The sequence below is a fragment of the Corynebacterium sp. KPL2825 genome (assembly GCF_037908445.1).
Lineage (GTDB): Bacteria > Actinomycetota > Actinomycetes > Mycobacteriales > Mycobacteriaceae > Corynebacterium > Corynebacterium kefirresidentii.
The window spans coordinates 1-14993 of the sequence record NZ_JBBMGI010000013.1 but is presented as its reverse complement, the minus strand read 5'-3'; the positions used below and the strand labels follow the sequence as shown (position 1 = coordinate 14993).

The 14993-nt window shown below is 56.7% G+C and carries 16 protein-coding genes; 9 read left to right on the top strand and 7 right to left on the bottom strand.

Annotated features, from left to right (window positions below; all coding sequences use genetic code 11):
- The first annotated feature begins 65 nt into the window (after positions 1-65).
- Positions 66-419 carry a hypothetical protein gene (locus tag WMQ00_RS10175; RefSeq protein WP_023020291.1) on the top strand — a complete coding sequence of 118 codons (354 nt, stop codon included), beginning with the start codon at positions 66-68 and terminating at the stop codon, positions 417-419.
- Between the two features lie 13 nt (positions 420-432).
- On the top strand, positions 433-1029 hold the full coding sequence (locus tag WMQ00_RS10170) for an HAD-IA family hydrolase (RefSeq protein ID WP_023020292.1): 597 nt from the start codon (positions 433-435) through the stop codon (positions 1027-1029).
- Here the strand turns inward: WMQ00_RS10170 and WMQ00_RS10165 are convergent.
- Complete coding sequence (locus WMQ00_RS10165) at positions 1012-2145, bottom strand: ROK family transcriptional regulator (RefSeq protein ID WP_034656134.1); 1134 nt, start codon at positions 2143-2145, stop codon at positions 1012-1014. The genes WMQ00_RS10170 and WMQ00_RS10165 overlap by 18 nt on opposite strands.
- 108 nt (positions 2146-2253) lie before the next feature.
- Here WMQ00_RS10165 and WMQ00_RS10160 point away from each other — a divergent pair, with 108 nt between their 5' ends.
- Both WMQ00_RS10160 and WMQ00_RS10155 read left to right on the top strand, forming a co-directional pair.
- Positions 2254-2823, top strand: coding sequence for an LOG family protein (locus WMQ00_RS10160; RefSeq protein WP_034656137.1), 570 nt, complete (start codon positions 2254-2256; stop codon positions 2821-2823).
- A 69-nt stretch (positions 2824-2892) separates the two neighbouring features.
- A complete protein-coding gene (locus tag WMQ00_RS10155; RefSeq protein ID WP_316330973.1) occupies positions 2893-4563 on the top strand; it encodes a DUF885 domain-containing protein in 1671 nt (556 codons plus the stop codon).
- Here WMQ00_RS10155 and WMQ00_RS10150 read toward each other — a convergent pair.
- Positions 4560-5651, bottom strand: a complete 1092-nt coding sequence (locus tag WMQ00_RS10150; RefSeq protein ID WP_200288418.1) for an AbrB family transcriptional regulator — start codon at positions 5649-5651, stop codon at positions 4560-4562. The genes WMQ00_RS10155 and WMQ00_RS10150 overlap by 4 nt on opposite strands.
- 113 nt (positions 5652-5764) lie before the next feature.
- Between WMQ00_RS10150 and WMQ00_RS10145 the strand changes: the two genes are divergently transcribed.
- Complete coding sequence (locus tag WMQ00_RS10145) at positions 5765-6535, top strand: TSUP family transporter (protein ID WP_200288417.1); 771 nt, start codon at positions 5765-5767, stop codon at positions 6533-6535.
- Here the strand turns inward: WMQ00_RS10145 and WMQ00_RS10140 are convergent, their stop codons facing one another.
- Complete coding sequence (locus WMQ00_RS10140) at positions 6536-8803, bottom strand: ATP-dependent RNA helicase (RefSeq protein WP_340441006.1); 2268 nt, start codon at positions 8801-8803, stop codon at positions 6536-6538.
- A complete protein-coding gene (locus WMQ00_RS10135; protein ID WP_340441005.1) occupies positions 8804-9469 on the bottom strand; it encodes a sugar O-acetyltransferase in 666 nt (221 codons plus the stop codon). It lies immediately after the preceding gene.
- Between the two features lie 170 nt (positions 9470-9639).
- Here WMQ00_RS10135 and WMQ00_RS10130 point away from each other — a divergent pair, with 170 nt between their 5' ends.
- On the top strand, positions 9640-9969 hold the full coding sequence (locus WMQ00_RS10130; RefSeq protein WP_023020300.1) for a hypothetical protein: 330 nt from the start codon (positions 9640-9642) through the stop codon (positions 9967-9969).
- 93 nt (positions 9970-10062) lie between these two features.
- Here WMQ00_RS10130 and WMQ00_RS10125 read toward each other — a convergent pair whose 3' ends face one another.
- Entirely contained in the window at positions 10063-10575 is a 513-nt protein-coding gene (locus WMQ00_RS10125; protein ID WP_340441004.1) for an ASCH domain-containing protein, read from the bottom strand.
- A 256-nt stretch (positions 10576-10831) separates the two neighbouring features.
- Here WMQ00_RS10125 and WMQ00_RS10120 point away from each other — a divergent pair, with 256 nt between their 5' ends.
- On the top strand, positions 10832-11245 hold the full coding sequence (locus tag WMQ00_RS10120; RefSeq protein ID WP_340441003.1) for a hypothetical protein: 414 nt from the start codon (positions 10832-10834) through the stop codon (positions 11243-11245).
- Between the two features lie 527 nt (positions 11246-11772).
- Here the strand turns inward: WMQ00_RS10120 and WMQ00_RS10115 are convergent.
- The gene (locus WMQ00_RS10115) at positions 11773-12471 is read right to left on the bottom strand and encodes a response regulator (protein ID WP_023020302.1); all 699 of its coding nucleotides are present in this window, start codon (positions 12469-12471) and stop codon (positions 11773-11775) included.
- Positions 12452-13309: a sensor histidine kinase gene (locus WMQ00_RS10110; protein WP_340441002.1), complete on the bottom strand. Its 858-nt coding sequence runs from the start codon at positions 13307-13309 to the stop codon at positions 12452-12454. Before WMQ00_RS10110 ends, WMQ00_RS10115 begins: the two co-directional genes overlap by 20 nt.
- 476 nt (positions 13310-13785) lie before the next feature.
- Here WMQ00_RS10110 and WMQ00_RS10105 point away from each other — a divergent pair, with 476 nt between their 5' ends.
- Entirely contained in the window at positions 13786-14793 is a 1008-nt protein-coding gene (locus WMQ00_RS10105; protein ID WP_340441001.1) for an ABC transporter ATP-binding protein, read from the top strand.
- A gap of 5 nt (positions 14794-14798) precedes the next feature.
- On the top strand, positions 14799-14993 hold a 195-nt coding region (locus tag WMQ00_RS10100), incomplete at its 3' end, for a hypothetical protein (RefSeq protein WP_340441000.1).

Sequence of the window (14993 nt, the reverse complement as noted above, 5' to 3'; positions counted from 1 at the left end):
ACAAACCCATCAAGATTTAGAGCAATCCTCCCACGGCACTGCAGTGCCGTGGGAGGATTGCTTCTATGTCAACACAACGCAAGGCTTTCTGTGCCATGACGCTTTTGATCCTGGCGCTTTTTCTCATCGTGGGAGCGGCGATTATGTCCACCCACGTGGCCTTGGGGGTATTCCTGACCACTGCGGCGCTCATGCTCGGTCCATTCGCCGGGCTCGCGCTGCTGGTGTACGGTGCCGCGGGCAAGCGCGGCTTGGTTACTCGCTCGCTGTATAGCCTTGGTGGCATGCTGCTCATGGGTGCGATCGGCGGCATTTTCGCCTTGTCTATGGAACAAGTCTCCGCGATGCTGCCCGTTTTTGTGGCCGGTGCCGGTGTGGGAATCGTAGCCGTGCTGACCCAGGCGCCGAAACGCGCATAAACTGGCTCTCGTTATGCCCAAACTCCTTTTTGATATGTATGGCGTGCTCATGCGCCCGGCCACCCCAGAAAGTCATGCAGCCTTGGAGCGCCTCCTCGCGCCATCCGATGCCGAGGCGATGTGGGAGGCCTACGGGTTTTATCGCCCGGACTATGATGCCGGCATCTTTAGTGATAGCCACTTTTGGAATGAGGTAGCGGCCCGCGCAGGGTTGGGGGAGATACCCGTCGCGGAGGCGGTAGCGTGTGAAAACCGCGGTTTGCTGGAGGCCGACCAGGAGATGGTCGCTTTGGTCAAGGGGCTTATCGGAGAAGGCTATAGCGTGGGCATCTTGTCTAATATTCCCACCACGCTGGCTGGGCAGGTGCGCGAGAAGCATACCTGGCTAGAGGACTGCGCGGCGGTGACCTTCAGCTGCGATATTGGGCTGGCAAAGCCGCACCCAGAGGCCTATCGCGTAGCCGTGGATGCGCTGTCCGCGCAGCCGAAAGATACCCATTTTTTTGATGACCGCATCGACTACGTGGAGGGTGCTAGCTACTGCGGGCTCAATGCCCACCTCTTTCGCGGCATCGACTCGGTACGTGAGGTGCTAAGCACACTGGAGTGAGCGGCCTAGCTCCAGCGGTTGGCGCAGGAGCTGGTCGGTGGCCACGGTGCGGGCTACCGCGCGGACAATCTCCTTATGGCTGGGGATCATGCGCAGCTGCAACTCATCGCCTGCGGAGGCGCGGACGGTGGCGGCGAATTGCTTGGGGGCCTTCGGGTCGTCGGTAAACGCGCCGCCGGCGATGACCACGGTGGCCGGGGAGTGGGCTTTGACCAGTTCCGCGGTGATGGTGCCCAATTGGCGGGCGCGCTCGTCCAGAATGGTGCGGACGGTGGGATTGGATTCGGCGATTTGGGCGGCCTCGGTAAGCGAGGCAGCCTTCACTCCTTCCTTCCGAATGGCCTCGAGGATGTGTCGGGTGGCTAGCAGGCGCTCGGAAGCGCCGTGGCCAAGGAGCTCAGAGTGCGTTTGCGGTACGGGAATAATGGGACTGACCTCGTCCTCGACGGAGAGCGCCGAGCCGATGGAATCATCCGCGAAGAGCACCAGAACTCGCTCGCTGGTGCCAATCTCGGCCGCCTGGGTTTCGGAGCCGAGGATGGCCGGGATGGCGGAGGAGACTACTACGGGTACGCCGAACTGGAAGCGCAGGCGTTCGGCGATGTCCACGCCGTGCCAGTTGAGGTTTTCCGCGGTGACCAGGCCGTTGTCATCCACGGTGCCGGAGGTGGTCACGCCGAGGGAGACCAAGCGGTGGTTCAGGTTGGTCATCATGCGATTGATGCCGGCCATGATGTGCTCGAGGAAGTCATCCTCGCTGAGGTTTGCTACCGGCGTGGCCAACTCTTCTTCGCTTAAGGTGCGGCCCTTGATGTCATAGAGGCCGATGTAGGTCTGCTTAGTGCCCACGGAGATGCCGCCGAGCGCCCAGTCATTATCGGCCGCCTCAAGCGGCACAGTTGGCCGGCCGCGCCCACGGGACTGGGTGAGGTCGGTGCGTTCCTGGATGAGGCCCGCGTTGAGTAGGGAAGTAGTAGCGCGCGTGATGGTGGGCTGGGAAAGCCCGGTGGCTTCCACCAACTCGCTCCGGGTGATGATCGGGTTCAGGCGCACCAAATGGAGGCACTTTGCGGCCGGCGTGCGGGGCCGCGTGAACACTGGGCCAGATTTGATCATAAAAAGGAGTATAAGCATCCCAGACTGCTTTGTCTAACCTGATAAAAGGTTCATGTACCGAATAGTCTAAAGGTGGTGGTGGGGGCGCAGATATCTATGCTGGAGAGCATGCAGTCAGTAGCGGTTTATTGTGGTTCAGCAACAGGAAACTCCCCGGCCTACACTCAGGCGGCACAGGAATTGGGCACCGAACTGGCCCGACGCGGCCTGAACCTGGTGTATGGCGGCGGCAATATCGGCTTGATGCGCGAGGTGGCGCAAGCCTGCTTAGCCGCCGGCGGCACCGTCACTGGTGTGATGCCGCAGTCACTGGTGGACCTGGAAATTTCCCACCCCGGCCTGACCACCCTAGAGGTCGTGGGCTCCATGGCCGAGCGCAAGACCCGCATGGAGCAGCTTGCCGATGCCTATATTTGCCTCCCCGGCGGCGTTGGCACCCTTGAAGAACTTACTGAGGTACTCACCTTGCAGCAGCTGGGCCACATCCGCGGCCCAGTAGGCCTAGTTAATACCGCGGACTTTTGGCGCCCCTTCTACGCCATGTACGCCGCCATGGCCGAATCCGGTTTCATCCTGCCGCGCTTTGTAGACGCGCTGGTAATGAAAGAGAAACCGCAGGACATCCTGGATGAATTCAGCCACTGGAGCTATCCCGGCACAAAGTGGGACAACGATTAGTTAACAAGTTCGCAACTTCATCCTCCCCGGGTGGCCTATAGCTGATACTTAGGGATAGACTTCCTCGTTATGAGTTCTGAGCAGACCGCTAAGCGCCAGCCCTCTCTACTGGACGCTTCGTGCGATAACTTCGTTCACGACCTAGCCGAGCTTTCCCCCACTGATGCCACCGCGTGGGGCATTGACGGCTTCGAGGGCGAATTGCAGGATTTCTCCCCCGAATACTTCACCGCCATCGCGGATCGCACCCGTGAGATGGTCGCGGACTTGGATGCCTTGGATGACACCACCGATGAATCCGATGATGAGGATGACTTTGATGAGGTGGACTACGTCACCGCGGCCGTTTTGCGTGATCGCCTGTGCCTCGATCTAGATCTGCACCACCACAGCGAGGATGTGCGCTGCCTAAATAATATCGCCTCACCGGTCCAGACCATCCGCGATACCCTGCTGCTCATGCCGCAGGATACGGACGAGGACCGCGATGCTATTCGCTCCCGCCTGTCCAAGGTGAAGACCTCCTTGGCCGGATACCGCAGCTCCTTGGAGGAAGCGGCCTCCCACGGCATGGTGGCACCGCACCGCCAGATCTCCGAGGTCATTGTGCAGTGCGAGCGGCTTGCCGACGCCGACTCGATGCTCGAGTCCCTCGGCCTCGACGCCGACTCCGCTGAGGTGGAGCAGGCCAAGAAAGCCTTTGGCGAGTTCTCCGATTGGCTGTCCAATGACCTGCAGCCTCAAGCGCCCGCGAAGGATGCCGTGGGCCGCGAGCGCTACGAACGCTTTTCCAAGCTCTTTGTAGGCGATGCCGTCAACCTCGATGAGGCCTATGAATGGGGCCTTGATCAGGTGCGCACCCTGCGAGCGGAGCAGGAAAAGATCGCCCACGAGCTCTATGGTTCCGATTGCTCGGTACGCGCGGCGATGCGCAAGCTCAACCACGAGGAGCGCTATACCCTGCGCGGCACCGATGCCTTGGTGGAGTGGATGCAATCTACCGCCGATGGCGTTATCGCAGAGCTCAACGGCAAAGAGTTTGATATTCCGGAAGAAGTAGAAGAGATCGAGTGCTGCATCGATCCGGCCGGTACCGGCGGCATCTTCTATACCCCGCCGAGCGATGACTTCTCCCGCCCGGGCCGCATGTGGTGGTCCGTGCCAGAAGGACAAGACACCTTCCACACGTGGCAAGAGCTGACCACCGTTCACCACGAGGGCGTGCCGGGCCACCACCTGCAGCTAGGTTCCGCACTGGTGCAGGAGGATCTCAACCTGTGGCGCCGCGCGGTGACGTGGAACTCTGGTCATGGCGAGGGCTGGGCGCTCTACGCCGAACAGCTCATGGCCGAGCTGGGCTACATGGACGATCCGGGCTTCCGCATGGGCATGTTGGATGCGCAGCGCCTGCGCGCCGCCCGCGTGGTCGTGGACATCGGATTGCACTTGGGCAAGCAGTTGCCGGATTGCTCGACGTCCGGCGTGTGGGACAAGGCGCACGTGAAGACCTTCATGCGTGAAAACACCGCCATGGATGATGCGAACCTCAATTTTGAGGTCAATCGCTACCTCGGCTGGCCGGGCCAGGCGCCGTCCTATGCTTTGGGCCAGCGCCTGTGGCAGGAGACCCGCGCCGCGGCCGAGAAGCAGGGGATGAGTGCGCGCGAGTTCCACTCCGAGGCCCTCGCCCTTGGTTCCGTGCCGATGTCCGTGCTGCGCGAGGCCGTTCTGGATAACTAGCGGCGCAGCAGTCGCTGGGCCAGGCGTAGCAGCTGTGGCAAGTAGCCCGCTACGACCAGTACCGCGATGAGGCGGGTGAGCTGGACTGCGATGACCGCTGGGCCGGCCCCGCCCTCCGCCGAGAGTGCGAGCACCGTCTCTAGCGCGCCGGGGCTGGTAGCCAGGTAGGCCTCGAAGTAAGTGATGTGCAGCCACTTGGTTAGCGGCCAGGCGGTGGCCGCGCAGATACCGATGATGACCACGATGAAAAGAACCGTGGCGGGCAATTGCTTGGCAAAGGCCTTGAGCGCCGGCAGCGAAAGCCCACCGCCGCAGACCCAACCAATGGACAAAAAGGCCATCACCTTAAAGGCATAGAGCGGTTCGAGTGTGTGGCCCTCCGGCAACACGAAAGAGGCTAGAACCGTCAGCAGCAAGGGGCCGAGTACCGCGGCGGCGGGGAGATGGAGGAACTTGCCTACCTTTTCTCCTATGCAGGCAATGGCAATCACTAGGGCAACTATCCACCAGGTAGTTTCGCCGTCGACCGAAAGATCCGCTCCTTCGCCGGCAGGCGTGTCCAATAAGGCGACCACGGCCGGTAGCGATACCGAGACTACTAACAGGCGCAGGTATTGGGTGAGGGCGACGTAGCGGAAGTCGGCCCCGAGTTCGTCGGCAAGCGCGGGCATGAGGGACGCACCGCCCGGCAGCATGGATAAAATGCCGGTTTCGGAGGAGACATCGTGCGGCTGTGCGCGGTGTAAGAGGTGGCCACCGATAACGCCTACCATCAGTGTGACAAAGGAGATCGTCAGGGCGGCAGGCAGGAAGCCAAGCAATTGGCTCACCGGCACAACGGTCAGCGGGATGGCAGCCATCATGCCGATAAAACCACGCGACATGCTATAAAAACTCCGATTCACGCGCAGATCTTCCCCAGTACAAAGCGCCATGGCGCCGGAGGAGAGGATCGCTGCCAAGATCCAGGCCGCAGGTACGTGCCACATGCTAAACAGCCAGCCCAATACGACCGATGCCGGAACGACAATGGACCACCGTGCCACGGTGTGGGCACTTAGCCCGGCGCCTTCCTGCTGTGCGGCCATGCGAGCCTCCTCGTTCTGCTGCGACAAAAGTATAATGCCTTCTTTTACTCCACTATGGGGAGGCCGGTAGGCGGGTTATCACCTTACATCATTCAAGATTTATGATCGGGGGCATGGAAATCGATGTGGTGCAGTGGGTAATTCTCTTCTTTGGTACCGCGGCCGCGGGGTGGGTCGATGCGGTCATCGGCGGTGGCGGATTGATCCTGATCCCGATGCTGCTGGCGGTCCTGCCGGGCCTTGCTCCGGCCGCCGCTTTGGGCACTAGCAAGCTTGCTGCGGTGACTGGCACCGGATCCGCTGCTGTGACCCTTGCGCGCAAGGTGAAGCTGGACAAGGCAGAAATGGCGCGGTTCATCCTCATCGCACTGGTCTGCTCCGGGTTGGGGGCCAGCGTGGCCTCGAGCCTCGATAAAGACGTTATGCGGCCCATCATCATCGTGCTCATGGTGGCTGTGGGTATCTTCGTTGCCTTCAAGCCAGATTTTGGCAGTAGCGATTCGGCCGGTACCCGTGGCGGTTGGCGGACCGTCGTGGTCCTGTTACTCTCCGGCATCATTTCTTTTTATGATGGCATCTTCGGTCCGGGTACCGGAATGTTTTTGATCATGGCCTTTACCTCTATTTTTGCGCAGAACTTCTTGACCTCTGCGGCCATGGCCAAGGTGGTCAATACCGCTACCAATTTCGGCGCGCTCATCGTGTTCATTATTGGCGGGCACGTGTGGTGGACGCTCGGCATCGTGCTCGGCGTAGCCAATATCGCCGGCGCACTTCTCGGTGCTCGTACCGTACTTGGCGGCGGTGCCAAATTCATCCGCTACGCGTTGCTTACCCTGGTGGTGGTCATGAGCTGCTACCTGGGCTGGCAGCAATGGGGTTAATTACATCCGATTCTTGGTGCGCGCGGTAGCAATCGCATTCCACGGGTCCTCCGGCCAGGGGTGCTTGGGGTAGCGGCCGCGCATATCGGCGCGCACGCCGGCATAAGGTCCGGACCAGAAGCTGGCGAGATCATCGGTCACCGCGAGCGGCCGGCCGGCGGGGGAGAGCAGGTGGAATTGCACGCGGTGGCCGCAGTATTCGGGGGATTCGGCTAGGCCGAAGCATTCTTGCAACTTGATATGAACCACGGGGCGATCGCCGGACCAGTCGATTATGGCATCGCGGCCGGAGGGCACCGGAAGGCGCTCAGGGGCGAGCTCGTCCAGGTGGGTGGCTTCCGGCCAGGGAAGGAGGCGTTGCAGCGCGGGGTACATGTCTAGCTTGGCGGCGGGAGTGCCCTCGGCGATGCGATGTAATTCGGGCCCGAGCCATTCGGCGGGATCCGCGGAATCGACATCGGGCCACGGATCGCCAAAGTGGGAGTGCAGGTGGTGCAGGCGGTCTTTTAATCTTTGGGCCTTCTCGCTGAAGGTAAAGAGTCCTAGGCCTTCTTCACGGATGCCGGCGGCAAGCGCCTCCTCGGCTGCGGGGCCCGTGACTTTAACCGGGGTCTCAGAAAGGGTGATGGCGCCCGCGGCCCTGACCTTGACGCCGCGCACGCGGCCATCGCGCAGGAAGGCGCGGGTTTCCTCGGTGACGCCGATGGCCGCCAGGGCAGCCGATTCCTCGATGCGGGCGGCCGAGCGGATGATGGCATTGCCCGCGTTGGACAAGGACACCTCTGCGATGGCAAGCCACGGGGCGCCGGCCAAACCTGAGTTATCGAGCAGGCGCGCGCGGGTGCCGCTGGCCAGCAGGTAATCTTTGCCCATGCGCTTGGCCACCTGCTCGGGAAAGGCGGTGGCTACGACCTTCCCGGGATCGGCGGGGCCGAGATCGTCTACAAGGCGTGCCAGCCGCTTGACCTCTTTTTGAGGTGGGCGGTGACGGGAGAGATCGGGGGTTAAGGGGGCGTCGGCAAGCGAGGCGATAATGGGCGCGGCCTGGCTACCGTGGCGGAGCAAGGAGGCACCGAGGCGCGGATCGGTGGGCAGGAGGGCGAGTTCCTGCGTGGCGCCAATGCGCTTGAGTGTTGCCTGCGCGGAGGCGAGGGCCTGGGCCGGGGGCGGATCGAGCAACGGGAAATCCGGGCCCGCGCCCCAGCAGTCCAGAAACAGCGCGGCCTGGGTGAGGTCCGCGGAGAGGATCTCCGGGGTGGTGTGCGGGGAAAAGTGCTGGTAATCATCCTGCGAGTAGCAGCGAATCACGGTGCCAGGTGCCTCACGGCCGGCACGACCAGCGCGCTGATCGGCGCTCGACTTCGAGGTAGACACCGTCACCAGCCCGGACATGCCACGCTGCGCATCGCGCCGGGGAACGCGGGAGAGCCCGGCATCTATCACCACGCGCACGCCCGGTACGGTAAGCGACGACTCCGCGATGGAGGTAGCCACGACGATGCGCTGCTCCTCGCTATACAGCGCGGCGTCTTGCTCCGCGGTGGTTTGCTTGCCGTGCAGGGGAAATACATTACGGCCTGCTAAGGCATCACACACGAGGTTGACTTCGCGCACGCCGGGCACAAAGACCAGCGTTGATTCGTGCTGGCGGGCTGCCTGCTTGGCGACGTCCCCGTAAAACTCCCTCGTTCCCGCCGCCCTGCCCGGCATGGGCGCGTAATGGATATCGAGCGGATGGGTCACCGCCTCGGTCACGTGGACGGGCGCATCCATAAGCTGGGAAAAGCGCTGCGCATCCACGGTTGCAGACATGGCGATGACGCGAAAGTCCTCGCGCAATTCGGCTAGCTCCAGGCACATGCCTAGCACGAGATCCGTATCGAGCTGACGCTCGTGAACCTCATCGATGGCAACGGCGGCCACGCCCTCGAGTTCCGGATCCTTCAGCAGGCGGCGCAGCAGCACGCCCGGCGTGACGAACTCGACGTCGCTGCCCTTGCGGGACTCGCCCCGTATGGCGAAACCGACCTTGTCTGGGGTGCCGCTAAGCGCGCTTAAGCGCTGCGCGGCCGCGCGCACGGCCACACGGCGTGGGGCGGTGACGATGACTTTGCCCCGCCCTGCCGCATGATTGGCTAACGCCGGTGGCACAAGTGTGGTTTTACCTGTGCCGGGCGGGGCCTGGATGACGACGTTTCCGGTGCTAGGTAGCGAATCGATGGTCTCGGCTACGGGAAGTCCCGCGCCGATGCGAGCGAGATCAAACATTTAGTGGGCGGCTCCAAAGCCCTCGACGGGGCCGTTGAGATCCTGGCGCTCCCAGTCTTCCTCGTTATTTTCCAGCTTGCGGACCACGCGGCCGGGTGATCCCAGGACCAGCGAATTATCCGGGATATCGGTGGTAATAAGCGTGCCTGCGCCTATAACGCAGTTCTTTCCAATGGTGATGCCCGGCAGCACGGTGACATTAGCACCGAACCACGTATTATCACCGATGGTGATGGGCTTAGCTATCTCCCAGCCGCCGGCGCGCATCTCGTGATCGTTTACCGGATGCCCCACCGTAATCAGGGAGCAATTGGGACCCACCATGACACCATTGCCGAGCGTTACCTGGGCCTGAGCCAAGATCGTAGCGCCGAAGTTAATGAAGACGCGCTCGCCGCATACTAGGTTGCAGCCGTACTCCAGGTTGAGCGGCACGTGCAGGCCCGGCACCGCTGATTCTTCCGGCAGTATCTCGCGCAGGATGCCTTTGGCACGCTCTGGGTCCGTATTCTGTAGTTCATTGAGCTGCTTAAGCAAGCGGAAAGTGCGCTGGTGCTCTTCCTTCGCCTCCGGCATGCTCGGCAAGAACCACTCCCCACTGGTCATCCGCTCCCATGAGCCGTAGCGTTCCAAGTCCTGCCACTCCTGTGCATCCATGGGTGTCATTGTAGAGGGTGAGTGGTGCTTAATAAGTATCTGCGAAAATCCCTTAGATTCCGGTAAAACACAAACTCACATGCCGCTTTTGTTGGCTCGATAAAATTTGTAGACGACATTGGCAAAGCGGTTGCTAATTCTCAGAGTTAAGGTTGAGTGTAAGTAGAAGGCCAAGCACAATGAGTGAGCATATGGAAACAGATTCAAGAAAAATCGTCGATAATATTTTGAGCGATATGGCGGAACTCAATGACTGGATCTGTATTGCTGATGCAACTGGGGCGAATGGGAAAAACTCGTTTTATGCTACGTATGACGATGTCGTTACCATCCTTAGCGCAGTCAAAAACTCCTCAGCAGTGACGCTTGGAAAGGTCGGCGCAGGATTTCAAGACCTTCCGGATACTTGGTCTCCTAGGGAAATAGCGAGCGAAGTGTTTTCCTCCTCGGATCCTATCGGTGAGATGATGAACTTCTGGATAAGGGAAATAGAAGACCCTCAGCGCTAGCTGCCGCAATCTTCACCCCGCAAAATGACGTTATGGATGAGGTGAATTCTGCACGCGGGGAGGAGGGCTATTCCACCTTTCGGTCTGGATGGATTACCGCAGTTTGAACTCGACGACGTCTACTTCATCATCGGCAGCTAATCCGGGATAGTGAGCATCTAGCGCTTTCTGAAGCTCGGCGAGAGAGCCAAAGCCGTCATTTCGAGCTTGCTTTTCCGACAATTTACTTCGCTGGATAGAGGAAACGGCCGTGACCTGTGCAGGAATGGTGACGACCTCTCCGGATTCTTTCTCGAAGACTATTTGGGCATTTCCTTCATGGAAAGGATCATCTACCCGAATTGTCTGTTGCTTTTCTCCGCTACGAATTGATTCCTCGTAGCCTTCCCACATGTAGATGCGCTGCTCTTGTTCCATATCTCGCCAGTTGAATGCGAATGGCAAGAGTTCTTCTACGGTAGGTGCTTCAAGTCCATTGCTTCCGCGCACGATGCACCGAATAGAAGGGTTAACATCAAAAAGTACCTGGCGGCACTTACCGCAGGCCGGAATAACTTGACCAGTAGGTCCGTATACGGCGACTACTGCTTGGATAACTAGCAGCATGGTTGGCTAAAGCCGAGACTTCCCCGCAAGGACCATCGAGGAAGTGGTGCGCGTTCAAACCGAGTACGTGTTTGCCTGATTTGGTAAGGAGTGCTGCGGCTACAGTGTGATCTCCTCCGTCCTGAAAGCGCCGTGCGTGAGTAGTTGCTTTGGCTAGCAAATTTCGAAGTTCGTTCGTAATCACTCTTTAAGGGTAATGATTGCCGACGCGCTTCATCTAGGTGAAGACAGAGATTAGGGAACATTGAGGGGCAACATGCTTGGTATAGCCGAGCAGAGATTGACTATTGCAGTGTTTTTAACTGCATATTCACGGTTCAATCAAGCAATAAGAGCTAGTCTAAAGCTGGGATTCGACCGCTCTTTAGTACGTGCGTTGAGTAGCCATGCCATACTGCGAAGACGTTTCGGAGCGAAGAAATCTTCTGCAAGAAGAGGAAATCCCTCACATGGTGGGGTTTTATTATTGAATAATGGCGCTATGGATAGAACACAGAAGATAAAAACTGGAGTTTTACTCGCTTTAGCTGTTGTCTCTTTAGCATTATTTATTTTGTGGGTGACAGACGTCATCGGGCTCGGTTTAGCAGTCGTCCTCATGATTGTTATGACTGCCGCTTCTGTGGGCGTGCGTGTGTGGGCGGAGAATGCAGGGCGACAGTCGGAATAAGCGATGCGCCGCAGCAATGGCAGAAACAGTCCTCTTTCTTAGCGTTTCCGCAGGTGGGGCGAGGTCGAAACCGGATTTTGGAATTAGAACCCGGCACAGGAAAATAGAAATCAAAGCAAATACCTAGGAGCAAAAACCCAAGGCACTTCAGTACCCGCGATGGTCGTCTTTATGCGCATTGGCACGAGGCATACCGCAGCCTAAAGATACACCACACTGATGGACGCAACCCCATGACGGCAGAGCATAAAACAAGTCGCTATATAGATAGTTAATTTTATCCAGTTCAGGCGACACTGTGACAACGTGCTGCCGGTGAAAATACCCGACAGAATCCGCCTCACGTTGATACACTATCCGCAGACACGGAGTAGCGGCTATTTTGTGTTTGTATCGGTTTCCTCGAGGTGAGGCATCAAGGGTTCCTCAGCTGCGCGCCCAAGGATCTCCGAGGGGGAGTCTTTTCGCATACGCTCAAACGCTAGCGGTCATTATTCAGGGGGCGAATTTTATGAAGCGATAGTCCATTATTGCGCGTGTGCTTCGTTCCATAGTATCGCTATCTGCACACGATCCCGCATCTCTAATCTGGAGAGTATTCGTGAAACGGTCTTTTTCACACTGTCCCGCTGTATTACAAGCTTTTCCGCTATTTCCTTGTTATTGAGTCCTTGGGAGATTAACTCTGCAACTTCTTTTTCGCGCGGAGACAGTGATGCTATGGAGTTTTGGGCGTCTCGTTGACGCTTTGTCGAAGCTTTTACTGGTCTGCGCTCTTGAAGAAGGGTGGCCGTTATCCGAGGAGTAAGGACTGCGTCTCCCCCGTATACAGATCGAATAGCATTCTGTAAATCACGTGAACGGGCATCCTTAAGTAGATATCCGGAGGCTCCCGCATCGAGAGCGCTAAGAGCGTAATCATCCTGATCATATGTAGTCATTATTAATATTTTTATCTTGTCAAACGAAGCAATTATCCGTTCTGTTGCTTCGATTCCATTCAGAAAAGGCATGCGGATATCCATTAATATGACTTGGGGGAGGAGATCATTGGCTTCCTTCATTCGGGAAAGTACTTCAATCGCTTCTTGACCGTTGGTTGCGGACACCATTACATGCATATCGGCTGCCTTTTTTACGAGCAAGGAAAGTCCGAACCGAGCGGCCTTTTGGTCGTCCACGATCATTACTCTAATTGAAGAGTCATTATTTATATCGTTCTGCACTGGTGTTTCCTTCCCTTGAACCTGGGTAAATAGGGATTATCGCGTCCACTTTCCATCCCCTACGTGTAGAGCTCGCGGTTAAGCTTCCTCCTACCTTTTCTAGACGTCTACGCATTCCTAGGATTCCATTTCCGGGTTTCACTACAGAGGTCTGTAGTTTTCCATTATCGGAAAAATGAATACGAACCGAATGTGGAGAAAAATCTAACGAAACGGTAATTTGGCTTGCTTCTTGTGCATGTCGAATCGTGTTAGTCGTGCATTCCCTTATGACTTGAAAACACAGTTCCTGGATACACTGGTACTCTGTGCGTTTACCGTTTTCTAGAAATGCAACAGATATCCCAGTTTTCCGAGTTACTTCTATGAGGGAAGCCAAATCATTCCATGTGTGTTGTCCCTCCTCGGTTAAGGTTGCTAGATCGGGGGGTACTTCCTCTTGGTTTATCTCATAAACAGTCCGACGCGTATCTGCAAGAGCGTCACGCGCCAATTCATCAATCATTTCCAAAGCTTCTTCTAGATCAGGACGGCCTAACTGACCTTTGACACCTTCGCTTAGCGCTGCTATAGCAGTCAGACTATGTCCCACGCTGTCGTGAAGACCAGTGGCAATACGGGTAGAACGTTCTGCCTGAAGCCTTTTGTTTTCGGACAATCTAGCATGATGCTCAGCTGCGAAAACGTCATCTTGGCGAGCTAACGATAGCTTTCGAAATCTCGCCCCCAAAGAAATGGTGGAGATTGTTCCCACATAGAAGAAAGCTGGTAGGAAGGCGCTGATTCCGTAAGTAGGAAACATTTTCCATGAAGCGGGGAAGTCGGCCGCTAGGGCCATTAGGAGTCCTACCCCGATTTTCCAAGCGGTAGAGCGAGAACTTGTGCTATGGACGGATATGAGTAGTGGAATAAGGCAAAAAGCGCCTGCAGAATAAAAAACTTCCGCAGAAACCATAAAGATGCATTGAATAATGAGAATAAGGAACGGCGCTCGCCGCCTGAAAAGTAACACAATCGACTGCGACGACACCCATATCCACCACAGGTAGTCAGGCTCGAAAAGACTATTTACGTGGAAGGACAGCGAGACTGCAAATTGTATCGACGCACTCAGAAGTGCCCCTAGTAATGGAGCTGAGGGGGAAGATTGCCACGCTTCAGCTATCTTGTCCAAAAAATTTCGAGGAGCGGTAGGGGGGTAGTTAACGTCCACAATGGCAGATTGATTTAGTTTCTTCAAGCGAAATTCCTAGTCAGTTTAACTCTACGTCGTCAGCTTTAGGATTGTCCCCTGTAGGGGACAAAAGTCTCCTTATGATGGATTTCTACTCCCGTTCATTGAACAATGAGCTCCGAGGCCACTACGGCCGCTTCGAAGTTCTTAAAGAAAGAGGGAAAATGGACAGGGGAACAAAACTCCACTTAAACCACGTGACTCAAATACTCGGAAAGACTGAAGTAATCAAAGATCTTTCAATCACCGTTCCTACTGGTAAAGTCTACGGCTTCCTGGGCCGAAATGGAGCGGGAAAATCCACGGTGATGAAAATCATTTTGGGTCTTTTGAGGCCTGATACTGGCACTGTTGAGCTTGAAGGAAGGCCGGTGGCTGGCGGGGACACAAGCTATCTCTCTCATATCGGGAGCCTGATCGAAGAGCCATCATTTTATCCTAATTTAACTGGGGCGGAAAATATCTCCTACCTTGGCAAGCTCAGGGGGGTCAAAACAAACACTAGTCACATTCTTGAGATGGTAGGTCTCTCTAATCACGGAAAACGAAAAGCCGGAGAATACTCTCTGGGCATGAAGCAAAGACTGGGAATCGCGCTAGCCTTGGTTGGTGACCCCGACATCTTATTGCTCGACGAACCTACTAACGGCCTAGACCCAGATGGAATTAGAGAAATTCGTGAGTTAATTTTGCGATTTTCCAGAGAAATGGGAAAAACCGTAGTCGTCTCTAGTCACATCCTCTCCGAAATTGAACAAGTTGCTGATGTCGTAGGCATTATCCATGAAGGTTCTTTGCGTTATGAGGGGGAGCTTAGCAGTCTAATCGGTGCTCCTTCTCTTGTGATTGATGCTCTGAATTCTTCCGAAGTGGAGCAAGTATTAGACCGGCGAGGTATCCCTTACTCAATCCTTGATGACGGAAAAATTCGATTGCGATACCAAGACAGGGAGCTGTCGTCCCAAATTATTACTTCAATTGTGACTGAAGGATCCCCCATTGCTAGTGCAACAATTCAAAGCCACACTTTGGAGGATGCCTTCCTAACGATGACGGGTAGTGCGGATATCGAAGGGGCTGGGAGGTAATAGCGATGACTCACGTAGCCCCTTCGGTGCAAAGAAAGCCAGCATTAATTTTCTCTCTGATGGCTCAAGAACCGTTGAAACTGAAGCGTAAGTTTAATGTTTTTCTCCCTTTAGCCCTTATTGGGCGGAATCAAGCGGTGGATGCGCCACGCTTGAATAGTTCGTTAAGTATTTCACGTGGGGTTGCGCCGCCGAGGATT